Here is a 16038-nt window from a genome sequence, read left to right as displayed (position 1 = left end):
CCGGCCGGCGATCCCGCCTTGCCGCCCGCCGCGCCGGCCAGGCCCGCCGCGTCGCCGGCGGCCGGCACGGCCGCGGGCCCACCGGTGCTGCTGGTGGAGGACGAGACGGCGCTGCGCCGCCTCGGCACCCGCGTGCTGGAACGCGACGGCCATGCCGTGCTGGCGGCCGATTGCGCCGAGGCGGCGCTGGCGCTGGTGGAGGCGGGCGCCGCGCCCTGCCTGCTGGTCAGCGACGTGGCGATGCCGGGGATGGACGGCATCGACCTGGCGCGGGCGGTGCGGGCACGCTTCCCGGCGCTGCCGGTCCTGCTGCTCTCGGGCTATGCCGAACGGGCGCTGGACGCCGATTTCGCCGCCCAGGGCTACCGCTTCCTGGCCAAGCCCTTCGCCCCCGCCGACCTGGCGCGGGAGGTGGCGGCGGCGCTGGGCCGGGCGGCCCCGGCGGCGGCCTGACCCAGCCGGAACAAGCCCGGCCGTGTTTACTAAATGTTCTTGTTTTCCGGCAGGCCCGAGGCCATAGTCTGGGCCACGGGGTCGGACGGCCGCAGGTCGATTCGACGCGGGATTCGAAGCAATCCGTTGCCACTCGCCGACCAGTGCGTACTATGCTGTAGGTAGTACAACCGTATTCAATAATACTAACGGTTGTGGGTGAGGCGGATCCGGAACAGGGGCAGCTTATGGACAAGTCAAAGGCGCTGGACGCCGCGCTGAGCCAGATCGAACGGTCCTTCGGCAAGGGCTCTATCATGCGCATGGGCGCCCGCCAGGCGCAGGACGGCGAGATCGAGGTGATCTCGACCGGCTCGCTCGGCCTCGACATCGCGCTCGGCATCGGCGGCGTGCCCAAGGGCCGCATCATCGAGATCTACGGCCCCGAAAGCTCGGGCAAGACGACGCTGGCGCTGCATGCGATCGCTGAGGCGCAGAAGAAGGGCGGCACCTGCGCCTTCATCGATGCCGAGCATGCGCTCGACCCCGGCTATGCCAAGAAGCTGGGCGTCGACATCGACAACCTGCTGATCAGCCAGCCCGATGCCGGCGAGCAGGCGCTCGAGATCTGCGACACGCTGGTCCGTTCCGGCGCCATCGACGTGCTGGTGGTGGACAGCGTCGCGGCGCTGGTCCCCCGGGCCGAGCTGGAAGGAGAGATGGGCGACAGCCATGTCGGCCTGCATGCCCGCCTGATGTCGCAGGCGCTGCGCAAGCTGACCGGCACCGTCTCCCGCTCCAACTGCCTGCTGATCTTCCTGAACCAGATCCGCCTGAAGATCGGCGTCATGTTCGGCAACCCGGAGACGACGACGGGCGGCAACGCGCTGAAATTCTACGCCAGCATCCGCCTGGAGATCCGCCGCATCGGGTCGATCAAGGACCGCGACACCGTGGTCGGCAACCAGACCCGGGTGAAGGTGGTGAAGAACAAGATGGCGCCGCCGTTCCGGGTGGTCGACTTCGACATCATGTATGGCGAGGGCATCTCGAAGCTGGGCGAGCTGATCGACCTGGGCGTCAAGGCGACCATTGTCGAGAAGTCGGGCGCCTGGTTCAGCGCCGAGGGCCAGCGGATCGGCCAGGGCCGCGAGAACGCCAAGCAGTTCCTGCGCGACAACCCGGCGGTCGCCAACGCCATCGAGCAGAAGGTGCGGGCGCAGGCCGGCGTGGTGGCGAATGCGATGCTGGTGGCCGGCGAGACCGAGGAAGCCGAGGAGGCCGCCGCGGCGGAGTGATGCCGGCGCGCAGGGCCGGCGCTTGGTGTGGCGGCTGCGCGCCAAACAGGATGACCATGCGGGCCAGCGTTAGGTGCGGGCGCAGGCCGGCGTGGTGGCGAATGCGATGCTGGTGGCCGGCGAGACCGAGGAAGCCGAGGAGGCCGCCGCGGCGGAGTGATGCCGGCGCGCAGGGTTGGTGTGGCGGCTGCGCGCCAAACAGGATGACCATGCGGGCCAGCGTTCATGCTGGCCCGCATGATACCAGCGGCATGACCATTCCCTTCATGCCGAGCACCCGGACGGGCACCGCGGCTTATCCCGCGTCGCCAAGCTTTGCGGCGCAAGCCGCCCGGCGATCGAGGGGCCGTTGATCGGTCACGAGCAACGGCCGTCAGCACAGACCCGGGCCGTCCAGGGGTCGCCCGACCCCTGGCGGGGGCGGAGGGGGCAGCGCCCCTTCCCGTCACTCCCCGTCCGGCCGCAGGAAGGCCAGGTCCGCCCCCTCGGTCGCCTGCAGCACCTGGTCGAAGACCAGCCGGTCCCAGCCGCGCCGCGGCCGGGCCGGCGGCGTCCAGGCGGCGCGGCGCCGGGCCAGTTCCGCCTCCTCGACCAGCAGGTCCAGCCGGCGGTCCTTCACCGAAAGGCGCACGCGGTCGCCGGTCTCCACCAGGCCGAGCGGCCCGCCCGCCGCGGCTTCCGGCGTGATGTGCAGCACGATGGTGCCGAAGGCGGTACCGGACATGCGGCAGTCGCTCATCCGCACCATGTCCTTCACCCCGGCGCGGGCCAGCTTCTTCGGGATGGGGAGGTAGCCGGCTTCCGGCATGCCGGCCGGGGTCAGCGGGCCGGTGTTCTTCAGGATCAGGATGTCCTGCGGCGTGACGTCGAGGTCGTCCGAATCGATCCGGGCGGCCAGGTCGGCCAGGCCGTCGAAGACCAGGCAGCGCGCTTCGGTCTCGAACAGCGCCGGCGTCGCGGCGCTGCGCTTCAGGATGGCGCCGTCGGGCGCGAGCGTCCCGAACAGCGAGACCAGGCCGCCCACCGGGCTGACCGGCTCGGCGCGGGCGCGGATATAGGTACGGTCGACGAAGGGCGTGCCGGCATCGATCTGCTCGGCCAGCGTCCTTCCATGCAGGTCGATGGTGTCGAGGTGCAGCAGGTCGCGCAGCTCCCGCAGCAGGGCGACCATGCCGCCGGCGGCGTGGAAATCCTCCATGTAGCCATCGCCAGTGGGCTTCAGGTCCACCAGTACCGGCGTCTCCTCGCTCAGCGCGTCCAGCCGCTTCAGGTCCACGGTCACGCCAGCGCGGCCGGCGATGGCTGTCAGGTGCACCAGCGCGTTGGTCGAGCCGCCGAGGGCCAGCAGCACCCGCAGCGCATTCTCGACCGATTTCGCCGTGATGAGCTGGCTGGGGCGGATGGGGTTTGCGATGAGTCGGACGGCGGTCGCGCCGGCTTCCTCGGCCAGGCGCAGCCGGTCGGCATGCACCGCCGGGGCGCTGGCCGCCATCAGCGGCATGAAGCCGAGCGTCGCGGCGATGCAGGCCATGGTGGAGGCGGTGCCCATGACGCCGCAGGTGCCGGCGGTGGTGGCGAGCTTGCCCTCGATCTCGCCGATGCGGTCCGCCGAGACATCGCCGGCGCGGTAGCGCGCCCAGTAGCGGCGGCAATCGGTGCAGGCGGCCAGGCGCTCGCCCTCGAATCGCTGCGCCAGCATCGGGCCGGTGACCAGCATGACGCAGGGAATGTCGGCGCTGGCGGCGGCCATGAGCTGCGCCGGCACGGTCTTGTCGCAGCCGCCGATCAGCACCGCCGCATCCATCGGCTGGGCGGACAGCATCGCCTCCGTGTCCAGCGCCATCAGGTTGCGGTAGTGCATGGAAGTGGGCGTGAGCGAGGGCTCGCAGAGGCTGACGGTCGGGAAGGCCAGCGGCAGCGCGCCGGCCATCATCACGCCGCGCTTCACCGCGTCCTTCAACTCGGGCACCGAGCGGTGGCAGTTGTTGTAGTCGCTGGCGGTGTCGGCGATGCCGACCACCGGCTTCTCCAGCGCCTGGCGCGAATAGCCCATCGAGGCGGCGAAGGACCGGCGGAGATAGAGCGCGAAGTCGCGGTCGCCGTAATTGGCGACGTTGCGGGAAAGCCCCTTCGGTGTGTCGGTCACGCCTGTCCTCCTGCCCCCGGGCGCCGGCCGGCCCGGCTTCAGGCCAGGCGGTGGCAGACGCAGCAGAGCTTGTTGCCGTCGGGGTCGCGGAAATAGGCCCCGTAGTAGTCGGCATGGTAGTGCGGGCGCAGGCCGGGTCCACCCTCATCCCGCCCGCCGGCGGCCAGCGCCGCGGCATGGACGGCGTCGACGGTCGGGCGGTCCGCCGCCTCGAAGGCCACCGTCAGGCCATTGCCGGCGGTGGCCGGCCCGCCGTCGAGCGGCCGGAGGACCCAGAATTGCGGCGTGGTGTCGGGCGCCGCGGCATAGCCGGCGAAGGCCTTCGCCAAGTCGCTTTCCTGCCGCCGCAGGCCGAGCGGGGCGAGGATGCGGTCGTAGAAGGCGATGGCGCGGGCGATGTCGGCGGTGCCGAGGGTGACGTGGCTGTACATGGTCGCGGGTCCTCCGGGATCGGGAAGGGCAGCCTGCCGCGATGCGGCTTGATCCGTCTTGCGGGGATGCCGCCCCCGCCTAGGCCATGCCATGGGCGCCTCTGCCCTGGGCGGCATGGGGGGCGGCCCGCCGCTCAGGCGGCCTGGCGCGGCTGCACCGGCAGGAAGTCGATGACGGTCTGCGCCACCTCATTCACATAGTTGGTCAGCGTGTTCAGCGCGACATGCAGCACGATCTCGACGATCTGCGCATCGTCGAAGCCGGCGGCGCGCACCGCCGCCACATCGGCATCGCCGACATGGCCGCACTGCCGCACCACGGCGACCGCGAAGCGCAGCGCCGCATCGGCCTTCGCGTCGCCCGAATGGCCGTCGCGGTTCGCGGCGATCTCGGCCTCGTCCAGCGTCGCCAGAGGCTTGCCGAGATAGCTGTGCGCGGCGAGGCAGTAGCCGCAGCCATTCGCCTCGGCGATCGCCAGCGCCAGGCGCTCGCGCGTGCGACCCTCCAGGCTGCCCTTCTGCAGCGCGGCGTTGAGGCCGAGATAGCCTTCCAGCGCCGCCGGGCTGTTGGCCACGACGCGGAACAGGTTGGGCACGCTGCCGAGGGCCTTTTTCGTGCCCTCCAGCAGGGGGCGGGCGGCGGCGGGGGCAGCCTCGATGGTCGGGATGGTGGCGATGCGGGACATGGTCGGTGCTCCTGGCCTCGGCCGGATCCGGGCTGCCCGGCCGGTGCGCGGACCCTGCGCCTGCCGCCGGGACGGGGGTATCCGGTCGTTGCGGAACGCATTCTTCCGCCCGCGGGAAGAATGCGGCGCGCCGACGGGCGGTCCGTGTCGCCCGCCGCCAGGCGGACCGCCCCCGTCTGCCTGCCGGATGGGCGGCGTCCGGGCGTTCGGCCGCCGCGTGGCCCGGGCTATTCCGGCTGCAGCCCGGCCCTGACCATCAGGGTGCGGTGCAGCGGCAATTCGCGCCGGATCCGGGCGATGGCGGCGTCGCAACCCATCACGCTCGGCCCCAGCCCCTGGCCGGCCATGAATTTCTGCACCTTCGGCTCGGCGAGATGCGCCGCCAGCGCCCCGGCGATCCGCGCCTGCACCGGCTCCGGCGTGCCGGCCGGGGCCTGCACGCCATACCAGCCGGTATAGACGAAGTCGGGGATGCCGAGCTCGGCGAAGGTCGGCACATCCGGCAGCGGCGCCGGGCGCTGCGGCGTCGGCACCGCCAGCGGCCGCAGCCGCCCGCCTTCCAGGTGGCCCTTGCAGGCGGCCAGAAGCGCGAACATGCAGTCGGTCCGGCCGGCGATGGTGTCGGTCATCGCCGGCGGGCTGCCATTGTAGGGCACGTGCAGCATGTCCGTCCCGGTGCGGTCCAGCAGGTCCAGCATGGGCAGGTGCGCGGTAGTGCCGACGCCCCAGGTCGCATAGGACAGCGCCCCGGGCCTGGTCCGCGCCGCCGCCAGCAGCGCTTCCAGCCCCGTCCAGCGCGGATGCGCGACCAGCAGCTGGATGGTCTCGCAGGCCAGGGAGATGTGGGCGAAATCGGCCAGCGGGTCGAAGCCCGGGTTGCGGAAGGCGATCGGCGCCAGGGTGAAGGTGGCGATGGTCCCCAGCAGCAGGGTCAGCCCGTCCGGCTTCGCCCGCGCCACCAGGCGGGCGGCCAGGGTGGTGGAGGCGCCGGGCTTGTGGTCCATGACCGCCGTCACGCCCAGCCGCTCCGTCAGCGCCTGGGTGACCAGCCGCGCGACGACGTCGGAGGCGCCGCCGGGCGCATAGGGCACGACGACGGCGATGGTCTGACCGGCCGGCCAGGGTGCCTGGCCGAGGGCGGGGGCGGCGAGCGGAGCCAGGGCGACGCCGCCGAGCAGGCGGCGGCGGGGCAGCGCGAGGATCATGCGGACGTCTCCCGTATTGGCGGCGAGGCTTGCCCGCCGGACGCCGCGCCGGCAAGGGTCCGGGGATGCGGTACTGGGATACCGCAGGCGAAAACCCCTTGTTTTGCCTTGACCTGCGGGCGGCCGGCGGTCATAAGCGCGCACTCTTTCAGACCGGACCCGCTCGGACGATGCCGCAGCTGCAGACGCAGACCCGCTCGCTGAAGCCGGCGGAGGTGCAGAAGGCCTGGGTGGTGGTCGATGCGGACGGGCTCGTGCTCGGCCGCCTCGCCGCCATCATCGCCAACCGCCTCCGCGGCAAGCACAAGCCCCAGTTCACCCCGCATGTCGATTGCGGCGACCATGTCATCGTGGTCAACGCCAAGAAGGTGAAGGTGACCGGCCAGAAGGCCGAGCAGTCCATCTTCTACTGGCACACCGGCTATCCCGGCGGCATCAAGCAGCGCACGGTGCGGGAGCGGCTGGAAGGCAAGCACCCCGAGCGCGTGGTGGAGAAGGCGGTGGAGCGGATGATCACCCGCGGCCCGCTGGGCCGCCGTCAGATGAAGAATCTGCATGTCTATGCCGGGCCCGAGCATCCGCATGCCGGCCAGCAGCCGGTCGCGCTCGACATCGCCGGCATGAACAGCAAGAACGTCGCCGGCGGCGCGAAGAAGGTGGCCTGAGCATGAGCGAGCAACTGACCGGCACGCTCGCCGACCTCAAGACGCTGGTGCAGGGCACGCCTGCCGCCGGCGAGTCGGCCGAGGCCCCGCGCAGCCCGAAGCGCGACGAGTTCGGCCGCGCCTATGCGACAGGCCGCCGCAAGGATGCCGTCGCCCGCGTCTGGGTGAAGCCCGGCAAGGGCCAGATGGAGATCAACGGCAAGCCGGTGCTGAAGTATTTCGCCCGGCCGGTGCTGCGGATGCTGCTGGCCCAGCCCTTCCTGGTGGCCGACCGCTACCAGCAGTTCGATGTCTACGCGACCGTCTCCGGCGGCGGCCTGTCCGGCCAGGCCGGCGCGGTGCGGCACGGCATCAGCCGCGCGCTGACCAACTATGAGCCGGAGCTGCGCAGCATCCTGAAGAAGGCCGGCTTCCTGACCCGCGACCCGCGTGTCGTCGAGCGGAAGAAGTACGGCAAGGCGAAGGCGCGACGCAGCTTCCAGTTCAGCAAGCGCTGACGCCGGGGGCCGGCGTCACGCGCCGGTCCTTCGACGCAGGACTGTCATACGAGAGGGGCGGGCCCAACCGGGTCCGCCCCTCTTGCTTTTTGCGCCGCACGGTGCGGCAAATGCACCCCAGAGGAGGGTCGAGAGATGGCCAAGGGCAGCATCCCCACGGTGTTCATCGACGGCGAGGCCGGCACCACCGGCCTGCAGATCCGCGAGCGGCTGAACCTGCTGCCGCATGTGCAGGTCCGCAGCATCGACCCTGCCCGCCGCAAGGACCCCGAGGCGCGGCGCGCCCTGATGGCGGAGGTGGACTTGGTCGTGCTCTGCCTGCCCGACGACGCGGCGAAGGAGAGCGCGGCCCTGGCCGCCAGCCTCGGCGCCATGGCGCCCAAGCTGCTGGATGCCAGCACCGCCCACCGGGTGAACCCCGACTGGGCCTATGGCCTGCCGGAGCTTGCGCCCGACCAGGCCGCGAAGATCGCCGCCGCGCCGCGCGTCGCCAATCCCGGCTGCTACCCGACCGGCGCCATCCTGCTGCTGCGGCCGCTGGTCGAGGCCGGGATCATCCCGGCCGACCACCCCATCTCGGTCAACGCCGTCTCCGGCTATTCCGGCGGCGGCAACGCCATGATCGCGGCCTATGAGGCGCGCACGGCGCCCGATTTCGAGCTGTACGCCCTCGGGCTCGAGCACAAGCATGTCGCCGAGCTGCAGCTCTACAGCGGCCTGACGCGGCGGCCGATCTTCGTCCCCAGCGTCGGCGACTACCGCCAGGGCATGCTGGACAGCATCCCGCTGCACCTGGACACGCTGCCCGGCCGGCCCGCGCCCGCCGATATCGAGGCGGTGCTGGCGAAGCGCTATGCCGGCAGCGACTACGTGCATGTCGTGGGCGCCGAGGCCAAGCTGGAGCCGCAGGCGCTGAACAACACCAACCTGCTGGAGCTGCGCGTGCACGGCAATGCGAAGCACGGCCAGGCGGTGCTGACGGCGCGCTACGACAATTTGGGCAAGGGCGCCTCCGGCGCCGCGGTGCAGAATCTCGGCCTCATGCTCGGCATCGCGGTCGAGACGCGCCTGCCGACCGCCGCGGCAGCCGAGTGACGGGCATGGACCAGCCCGTCGCCTGCACCGTCCTGCCGCCGCTCTATCCCTTCGAAGGCCGGGTGCCGGTGGTGCATCCGGCCGCCTGGGTGGCGCCCACTGCCGCCGTCATCGGCGACGTGGAGATCGGGGAGGGCGCGAATGTCTGGTACCACTGCGTCCTGCGCGGCGACACCAACATCATCCGCATCGGCCCGCGGTCCAACATCCAGGACGGCACCATCGTCCATGTGAATTCCGGCCGCGCGACGGACGACAACTTCGCCACCATCATCGGCGCCGATGTCACCGTGGGCCACGCCGCGATCATCCATGCCTGCAAGCTGGAAGACCGCGCCTTCGTCGGCATGGGCGCGACGGTGCTGGACGGCGCGGTGATCGAGCCGGGTGGCGTCCTGGCCGCCGGCAGCGTCCTGCCGCCAGGCAAGCGCATCGGCCGGCTCGAGCTCTGGATGGGCAACCCGGCGAAGCTGGTGCGCGTGCTGACCGAGGAGCAGCGTGCCGGCTTCGACCGCACCGCGCCGCACTATGTGGAACTGTCGGGGCGGCACCGGGCGTCGCTCGGCGGCTGAGGAGCGTGATGCGGGGGCGCTGCCCCCGCGCCCCCGCCGGGGATCGAACCGACCCCCGGACCCCCGTATGGGCTTAACGCAGAAGGGGAGACCCCCGTTGGGGGGTCTCCCCTTCTGCGCTTGGCTCCAGGGTTCCAAGGGCCCTTCGGCCCTCGGCAAGGGCGCAGGGGGACAGCGTCCCCCTGCGTGGCGCCCCGGTCAGGCCGCCCTCGCGCCGCGGAAGCCGCCGAGCAGCGCCGTGCGGGCCCAGCTCAGCAGCGGCCAGAGCAGCATGGCGATGCCCAGCGCCATGATCCCGCCGCTCAGCCAGTTGTGGAAGAAGACCGTCACGTCGCCCTGGCTGACCAGCAGGGACTGGCGGAAGGCTTCCTCCGTCCGGTCGCCCAGCACCAGCGCCAGGACCAGCGGCGCCAGGGGGTAGTCCAGCTTCTTCATGATGTAGCCGACGATGCCGAAGATCAGCATCAGCACGATGTCGAACTCGGCATTGCTGACCGTGTAGGCGCCGATGGCGCAGACCGTCAGGATCAGCGCGGCGATGATCGGGAAGGGCACCCTCAGGATGGCGGCGAACCAGGGCACCGCCACCAGCACCACCAGCAGCCCGGCGATGTTGCCGAGATACATGGAGGCGATGAGGCCCCAGACGAACTCCTTCTGCTCGACGAAGAGCATCGGGCCAGGCTGCAGCCCCCACATGATCAGCCCGCCCAGCAGCACGGCGGCGGTGGGGGACCCGGGGACACCCAGCGTGAGCATCGGCAGCAGGGCGGAGGTGCCGGCGGCATGCGCCGCCGTCTCCGGCGCGATCACGCCTTCGACCTTGCCCTTGCCGAAGCCGTCGGGGTCCTTCGACATGCGCCGCGCGACGCCGTAGGACATGAACGACGCGGGGGTGGCGCCGGCCGGCGTGATGCCCATCCAGCAGCCGATGAGCGCCGAGCGCGCCGCCAGGAAGGTGTGCTTCGGCAGCTCCGCCCAGGTCTTCAGCACCACCTTCAGGTCGATCTTCGCCCGCTGGCCCTTGAAGCGCAGCCCGTCCTCGATCGAGCAGAGGATCTCGCTGATGCCGAACAAGCCGATGACCGCGACCAGGAAGTCGAAGCCGCGGATCATCTCCTCCGACCCGAAGGTCATGCGGAGCTGGCCGGTCACGGTATCCATGCCGACCGCGGCCAGCAGGAAGCCGAGCATCATCGAGGCCAGGGTCTTCGCCGGCGAGCCCTTCGCCATCCCGACGAAGCAGGCGAAGGACAGGAACATGACCGCGAAGAATTCCGGCGGGCCGAAGCGCAGCGCGAAGCCCGCGACCACCGGCGCGACGAAGGTGATCATCACCACCGCGACGAAGGCGCCGATGAAGGAGGAGGTGAAGGCGGCCGTCAGCGCCTCGCCGGCCTTGCCCTGCTGCGCCATGGGATAGCCGTCGAAGGTGGTGGCGACGGACCAGGGCTCGCCCGGGATGTTGAACAGGATGGAGGTGATGGCCCCGCCGAACAGCGCCCCCCAGTAGATGCAGGAGAGCATGATCACCGCCGAGACCGGCGGCATGGCGAAGGTGAGCGGCAGCAGGATGGCGATGCCGTTGGCGCCGCCCAGGCCAGGCAGCACGCCGATCAGCACGCCGAGCACGACGCCGATCAGCATCAGGAGCATGTTGTCGGGCTGCAGGGCCACGCCGAAGCCCTGCATCAGCAGTCCGATGTCGTCCATGGGGAAGTGTCTGGGTCCCGGAGGTCAGAAGCCGAGCATGTCTTCGACCGGACCCTTGGGCAGGCCGACCAGGAACCAGATCTCGAAGGTGACGAAGGCGACCACGGCGGTCGCGGCCGCCGCCGGGACGGCGCTGCGCCAGGTGAACTCGCCCAGGCGCATCATGAAGTAGGCAACCAGCGCGGCGGAGGCGATGTAGATGCCGATGACCGGGATGGCCGCCACGTAGAACACGGTGGGGACGAGGACGGACATCACCAGGCGCGCCTGCGGCCAGGTGACGAACATCTCCTCCGCCGCCGCGCCCCTGGCGCGCATCAGCGGCAGCAGGTTGGCGAAGCTGGACCCGACCAGGATCAGGCCGATCCAGAACGGGAAGTAGCCGCTCTGCGGGCCTTCCGCGCCCCAGCCGGCGCCGAGCCGCAGGCTGTCCCAGATCGCCGCCGCGCCGAGCGCGGCGAGGGTGAGGGAGGTGAAGACCTCCATGGTGGACCGCTTCACGCCCTGCGCCGACCGGCCGGCGGCGGGCGCCATCTCGAGAGTGGTGCTGCTCATTCTGTCTTCCCCCGCGACTAGGACGGATTGGCCAGGAAGCCGGCTTCCTGCATCAGCGACCGGTGCCGCTCCTCCTCCCGCCCCAGCCAGGTGCGGAAGGCATCGCCGGTCATGCTGGTGGTGTTGAAGGCGCCCTGCTTCATCAGGTCCTTCCAGTCCTCGGTCTCCCGCACGCGGGCCATCAGCCCCTCGTAGAAGGCGACCTGCTCGGGCCGCACGCCGGCCGGCATGAAGATGCCGCGCAGCATCAGGTACTCCACGTCTAGCCCCTGCTCCTTGCAGGTCGGGACGTCGGACCAGGCCATGCTGTCGGTCATCTTCTCCGTCACCGGCAGCCGCGTGTCGTCGAAGACGCAGAGCGGGCGGAGCGCGCCGGAGCGCCAATGGGTCACCGCCTCGATCGGGTTGTTGACCGTGGCGTCGATATGGCCGCCGACCAGCTGCACGGCGACCTCCCCGCCGCCGCGGAAGGGGACATAGGTGAAGGTGGCGCCGGTCGCCTTGGTGATGGCGGCGGTGATGATCTGGTCTTCCTGCTTGCTGCCGGTGCCGCCGATCTTCAGCCGCTGCGCCTTCGCCGCGGCGATGAACTCCTGCGCCGTCTTCCAGGGCGAATCCGCCTTCACCCACAGCACGAACTCGTCCAGCGCCATCATCGAGACGGGCGTGAGGTCCTTCCAGTTGAAGGGCACGCCGGTCGCCAGCGGCGTGGTGAACAGGTTGGACAGGGTGATGATGAGCATGTGCGGGTTGCCCCGCGCGCCCTTGGCCTCGAGGAAGCCTTCGGCCCCCGCGCCGCCCGCCTTGTTCACCACCACCATCGGCTGGCGCATCAGCGAATGCTTGGAGACGATGCCCTGGATGACGCGCGCCATCTGGTCGGCGCCGCCGCCGGTGCCGGCCGGCACCACGAACTGGACGGGGCGGTTCGGCTCCCAGCCGCGCTGGGCCAGGGCCGGCGCGGCCAGCGCCGCGGCGCCCAGGCCAAGCAGCAGCGAACGGCGGTGTGCGACAGGCGTCATTCTTGTCCTTCCCGGCGGTCCCCGGCGCGGTCGTCCGGGGCGAAAAAAGCGGCGCAGTCTCTGGTCGCCGAACGCGGTCTGCGCTGCGGCGTTGCCCCGTCCCTCGGGCCGAAAGTTACGTAAAGCAAGGAAAAGCGTGTAAAACGTGCCGAAAATTTCGTGTCCCCGGTCCGGCTCCCGGGTCTGGCCGCCGGGGGCCGTCTTGCCCTGCCGTCCGGCCTGCGGCATGGACGGCGCCCGCCGAGGCCCGGACAGGGAAGACACCGCCATGACCGCATCCAGCACCATCGCCGCACTGCTCGGGGCCGGGGAGGCCGGGCGCCCCGCCATCCGGGCGCCGGAGCGGCCGGGCCTGACCTATGGCGGGCTGCGCGACCTGGCGGAGCGGACGGTGGGCGCGCTGAACGGCATCGGCATCGGCCGCGGCGACCGGGTGGCCATCGTGCTGCCGAACGGGCCGGAGATGGCGGCCGCCTTCGTCGCCATCGCCTGCGGCGCCACCACCGCGCCGCTGAACCCCGCCTACAAGGAGGAGGAGTTCGAGTTCTACCTGACCGACCTGAAGGCCAAGGCCCTGGTCATGCAGCAGGGCATGGACAGCCCGGCGCGGGCGGTGGCGGCGCGGCTCGGCGTGCCGGTGGTGGAACTGGTCCCGGGCGACGCGGCGGGCGCCTTCACCCTGCAGGGCGGCACGCCCGGCAAGGCGGCCAGCCCCGGCATGGCGGAGGCCGAGGATGTGGCGCTGGTGCTGCACACCTCCGGCACCACGGCGCGGCCGAAGATCGTGCCGCTGACGCACACCAACGTCACCGCCTCGGCCCGCAGCATCGCCGCGACCCTGGCGCTGGCGCCGGACGATGCCTGCCTCAACGTCATGCCGCTGTTCCACATCCATGGGCTGATCGCGGCCACGCTCTCCTCGCTGTCGGCCGGCAGCGCGGTGATCTGCACGCCGGGCTTCAATGCGCTGCGCTTCTTCGGCTGGCTCGATGCCGAGCGGCCGACCTGGTACACGGCGGTGCCGACCATGCACCAGGCGATCCTGCAGCGGGCCGAGCGCAACAAGGACATCATCGCCCGCGCGCCGCTGCGCTTCCTGCGCTCATCCTCGGCGTCGCTGCCAGCGCAGGCGATGAAGGACCTGGCCGCGGCCTTCGGCGCCCCGGTCATCGAGGCCTACGGCATGACCGAGGCCAGCCACCAGATGTGCAGCAACCCGCTGCCGCCGCGCGCCCAGAAGCCCGGCCTGGTCGGCCTGCCGGCGGGGCCGGAGGTGGCGATCATGGCCGATGACGGCAGCATCCTGCCGCAGGGCGAGATCGGCGAGGTCGTCATCCGCGGCCCAAACGTCACCAAGGGCTACGAGGCCAACCCGGAGGCGAATGCGAAAGCCTTCACCAATGGCTGGTTCCGCACCGGCGACCAGGGGATGTTCGACCCCGACGGCTACCTGCTGCTGACCGGCCGCCTCAAGGAACTCATCAAGCGCGGCGGCGAGCAGGTGAGCCCGCTGGAGGTGGATGGCGTGCTGAGCGAGCATCCGGCCGTCGCCCAGGCGCTGACCTTCAGCATCCCGCACCCGATGCTGGGCGAGGAGGTGGGCGCCGCGGTGGTCCTGCGGGAGGGCATGCAGGTGACCGAGCGCGAGCTGCGCGACTACGCGGCGAAACACCTGGCGGATTTCAAGGTGCCGCGGAAGGTGGTGTTCCTGCCGGAGATCCCGAAGGGCGCGACGGGCAAGCTGATGCGCATCGGCCTCGCGGAGAAGCTCGGCATCACGGCGTGACCCCGGCGGGGGACAGGAGACACGTCTTTCCCCCGCACCCGTCGAGCGCGATGCGCCCAACCCTCGCGTTCCATAGGTTGGCTGACCCGCAGACAACGATGATGGGGGGCTTCGCGGGGAAGGCGTGCCTTCTCCCCCGCGTCTTCCCCCGGCAACTGAGAGGCATCACGCCGTGAAACTCTGCATCTTCGGCGCCGGCGCGATCGGCGGATTGATGGCGGCGAAGCTCGCGGCCAAGGGCGATGTCGAGGTGACCGTCATCGCCCGCGGCCCGCATCTGGCGGCCATGCAGGAGAAGGGGCTGACGCTGCGCAGCGACGGGCAGGAGATGGTGGTCCGCCCGCGCTGCGTCGCCAGCGCCGAGGAAGCCGGGCCGCAGGACTACGTGGTGGTCACGCTGAAGGCGCATTCCCTGCCCGGCGCGGCGCAGCAGATGCAGCCGCTGCTGCATGACGGCACGGCGATCGTCTCCGCCATCAACGGCATCCCCTGGTGGTATTTCCACAAGCTCGCCGGCCCCTTCGAGGAGCGCCGCGTCGCCAGCGTCGACCCTGATGGCCGGGTCTGGGACCTGCTGCACCCGTCCCGCGTCATCGGCTGCGTGGTCTATCCGGCGGCCGAGGTGCCGGAGCCGGGCGTGATCGAGCACACCTATGGCGACCGCTTCACGCTGGGCGAGCCGGATGGCAGCCGCAGCGACCGCGCCAATGCGCTTTCGGCCGCGCTGGTCGCCGCCGGCTTCAAGGCACCGGTGCGGCCCAAGATCCGCGACGAGATGTGGGTCAAGCTCTGGGGCAACATGGCCTTCAACCCGCTCAGCGCGCTGACGACCGCCACGCTCGACGTCATCACCGGCGATGCCGAGCTGCGCGCGGTGTGCCGGCAGATGATGCTGGAAGGCCAGGCGGTGGCCGAGAAGCTCGGCGTGCGCTTCGCCATCGATGTCGACAAGCGCATCGCCGGCGGCGCCGAGGTGGGCGCGCACAAGACCAGCATGCTGCAGGACCTGGAGCGCGGCCGGCCGATGGAGGTGGATGCGCTGCTCGGCAGCGTGGTCGAGCTGGCGGAGATGGTGGAGGTCCCGGCGCCGACCTGCCGCACCGTCCTGGCGCTGCTGCGGACCCGGGCGCGGCTGGCCGGCTGCTACTGATGCCGGCCGACGCGATTCGACGGGTGGCGAAACGGTCATGCCGCCACGAATTGCCCGCCACGCCGGTCCGCCGCATGCTGCCGGGTCAGGGAAGCCGGCGCCCGGCATGCATCGCGGCGCCGCGCCTTCGCGTCTGGAGGACACAAGCATGACCGCACATCTCAGGCTGCTGGCCCTGCTCGCCCTCGGCGCCTGCGGCGCGCTGCCGCCGGCGCAATATGCCAGCCTGCCACCGGATGCCGTGGCCGGCGCCGGCGACCCGCTGCGCAGCGCGGTGGCCAATACCTCCGTCGCCTTCGCCAGCCCGCAGAAGCTGGCGGGCCGCCCGGCCGAGGCGGCACAGGCCGTGGCGCAGATGGAATACCTGGCGGTCGAGATCCCGAACAATGTCCGCTACCCGTCCATCTCGCCCACCGTCGGCACGCAATTCGCGCAGGCGCGCCGGGAATGGCGCAGCGCGCTGGGCATCGCGCCGGATGCGCCGCCGCAGCCGGTGATCGAATCGCTCTATGCCGCCTCCCGCGCCATCCGCGCCGGCCAGCCGGATGCCGCGGCCTCGGCCCTGCCGGCCGCGGTCTTCCCGCAGGGCGGGCAGACCGCGGTGCTGCGCCTCGCCTCCATGCCCGGCCTGCCGCTGACCAACCAGGCGGCGGTGGCGGCGACGGATGCGCTGCGCCGCACCGACGGCGCCCCGCGCGGGCGCTTCTGATGCGGCTGGCCGCGGCCTTCCTGCTGCTCGGCGCCGCCGGCTGCGCGGAGATGCGCGTCCCGCCCGGCGCGCCGCC

General features: G+C 71.3%; 16 protein-coding genes. 9 read left to right on the top strand and 7 right to left on the bottom strand.

Annotation, left to right across the window (positions count from 1 at the left end; translation table 11 throughout):
* A partial coding sequence (locus tag E2C05_RS19060; RefSeq protein WP_133221242.1) for a response regulator occupies positions 1-453 on the top strand: 453 nt, incomplete at its 5' end.
* 227 nt (positions 454-680) lie between these two features.
* Complete coding sequence (gene recA, locus E2C05_RS19055; RefSeq protein WP_133221241.1) at positions 681-1730, top strand: recombinase RecA; 1050 nt, start codon at positions 681-683, stop codon at positions 1728-1730.
* A gap of 445 nt (positions 1731-2175) precedes the next feature.
* Here the strand turns inward: recA and E2C05_RS19050 are convergent, their stop codons facing one another.
* The 4 genes from E2C05_RS19050 to E2C05_RS19035 all read right to left on the bottom strand — a co-directional run bounded on the left by E2C05_RS19050 (position 2176) and on the right by E2C05_RS19035 (position 6198).
* Complete coding sequence (locus E2C05_RS19050) at positions 2176-3876, bottom strand: dihydroxy-acid dehydratase (protein ID WP_133221240.1); 1701 nt, start codon at positions 3874-3876, stop codon at positions 2176-2178.
* A gap of 38 nt (positions 3877-3914) precedes the next feature.
* Positions 3915-4307, bottom strand: a complete 393-nt coding sequence (locus E2C05_RS19045; RefSeq protein WP_133221239.1) for a VOC family protein — start codon at positions 4305-4307, stop codon at positions 3915-3917.
* A gap of 134 nt (positions 4308-4441) precedes the next feature.
* Positions 4442-4993, bottom strand: a complete 552-nt coding sequence (locus E2C05_RS19040) for a carboxymuconolactone decarboxylase family protein (RefSeq protein ID WP_133221238.1) — start codon at positions 4991-4993, stop codon at positions 4442-4444.
* Positions 4994-5220: 227 nt separating this feature from the next.
* Complete coding sequence (locus E2C05_RS19035; RefSeq protein WP_133221237.1) at positions 5221-6198, bottom strand: Bug family tripartite tricarboxylate transporter substrate binding protein; 978 nt, start codon at positions 6196-6198, stop codon at positions 5221-5223.
* Between the two features lie 170 nt (positions 6199-6368).
* Here E2C05_RS19035 and rplM point away from each other — a divergent pair, with 170 nt between their 5' ends.
* From rplM to E2C05_RS19015, 4 genes are all read left to right on the top strand, one after another.
* Positions 6369-6863 carry a 50S ribosomal protein L13 gene (gene rplM, locus E2C05_RS19030; RefSeq protein ID WP_133221236.1) on the top strand — a complete coding sequence of 165 codons (495 nt, stop codon included), beginning with the start codon at positions 6369-6371 and terminating at the stop codon, positions 6861-6863.
* Between the two features lie 2 nt (positions 6864-6865).
* On the top strand, positions 6866-7360 hold the full coding sequence (rpsI, locus tag E2C05_RS19025) for a 30S ribosomal protein S9 (protein ID WP_133221235.1): 495 nt from the start codon (positions 6866-6868) through the stop codon (positions 7358-7360).
* A 135-nt stretch (positions 7361-7495) separates the two neighbouring features.
* Positions 7496-8455, top strand: a complete 960-nt coding sequence (gene argC / locus E2C05_RS19020; protein ID WP_133221234.1) for an N-acetyl-gamma-glutamyl-phosphate reductase — start codon at positions 7496-7498, stop codon at positions 8453-8455.
* Between the two features lie 5 nt (positions 8456-8460).
* Positions 8461-9027 carry a gamma carbonic anhydrase family protein gene (locus tag E2C05_RS19015; RefSeq protein ID WP_133221233.1) on the top strand — a complete coding sequence of 189 codons (567 nt, stop codon included), beginning with the start codon at positions 8461-8463 and terminating at the stop codon, positions 9025-9027.
* A 198-nt stretch (positions 9028-9225) separates the two neighbouring features.
* Here E2C05_RS19015 and E2C05_RS19010 read toward each other — a convergent pair whose 3' ends face one another.
* Genes E2C05_RS19010 through E2C05_RS19000 form a run of 3 tightly spaced genes read right to left on the bottom strand, consistent with a single transcriptional unit; the run spans position 9226 to position 12317 of the window.
* Positions 9226-10740 carry a tripartite tricarboxylate transporter permease gene (locus E2C05_RS19010; RefSeq protein ID WP_133221232.1) on the bottom strand — a complete coding sequence of 505 codons (1515 nt, stop codon included), beginning with the start codon at positions 10738-10740 and terminating at the stop codon, positions 9226-9228.
* A gap of 24 nt (positions 10741-10764) precedes the next feature.
* Positions 10765-11295, bottom strand: coding sequence for a tripartite tricarboxylate transporter TctB family protein (locus tag E2C05_RS19005; protein ID WP_133221231.1), 531 nt, complete (start codon positions 11293-11295; stop codon positions 10765-10767).
* A 17-nt stretch (positions 11296-11312) separates the two neighbouring features.
* The gene (locus E2C05_RS19000; protein ID WP_133221230.1) at positions 11313-12317 is read right to left on the bottom strand and encodes a Bug family tripartite tricarboxylate transporter substrate binding protein; all 1005 of its coding nucleotides are present in this window, start codon (positions 12315-12317) and stop codon (positions 11313-11315) included.
* A 268-nt stretch (positions 12318-12585) separates the two neighbouring features.
* On the opposite strand from E2C05_RS19000, the gene E2C05_RS18995 reads away from it, so the two are divergent.
* The 3 genes from E2C05_RS18995 (at position 12586) to E2C05_RS18985 (ending at position 15962) form a co-directional block, all read left to right on the top strand.
* Positions 12586-14103, top strand: a complete 1518-nt coding sequence (locus tag E2C05_RS18995) for an acyl--CoA ligase (RefSeq protein WP_133221229.1) — start codon at positions 12586-12588, stop codon at positions 14101-14103.
* 172 nt (positions 14104-14275) lie between these two features.
* The gene (locus tag E2C05_RS18990; protein ID WP_133221228.1) at positions 14276-15253 is read left to right on the top strand and encodes a 2-dehydropantoate 2-reductase; all 978 of its coding nucleotides are present in this window, start codon (positions 14276-14278) and stop codon (positions 15251-15253) included.
* Between the two features lie 148 nt (positions 15254-15401).
* Positions 15402-15962 carry a hypothetical protein gene (locus E2C05_RS18985; RefSeq protein WP_133221227.1) on the top strand — a complete coding sequence of 187 codons (561 nt, stop codon included), beginning with the start codon at positions 15402-15404 and terminating at the stop codon, positions 15960-15962.
* Positions 15963-16038: the final 76 nt, after the last annotated feature.

It is taken from the genome of Paracraurococcus ruber, from assembly GCF_004353985.1.
Lineage (GTDB): Bacteria > Pseudomonadota > Alphaproteobacteria > Acetobacterales > Acetobacteraceae > Paracraurococcus > Paracraurococcus ruber.
The sequence above is the reverse complement of the archived record's forward strand: the minus strand, read 5'-3'. Positions and strand labels throughout refer to the sequence as shown.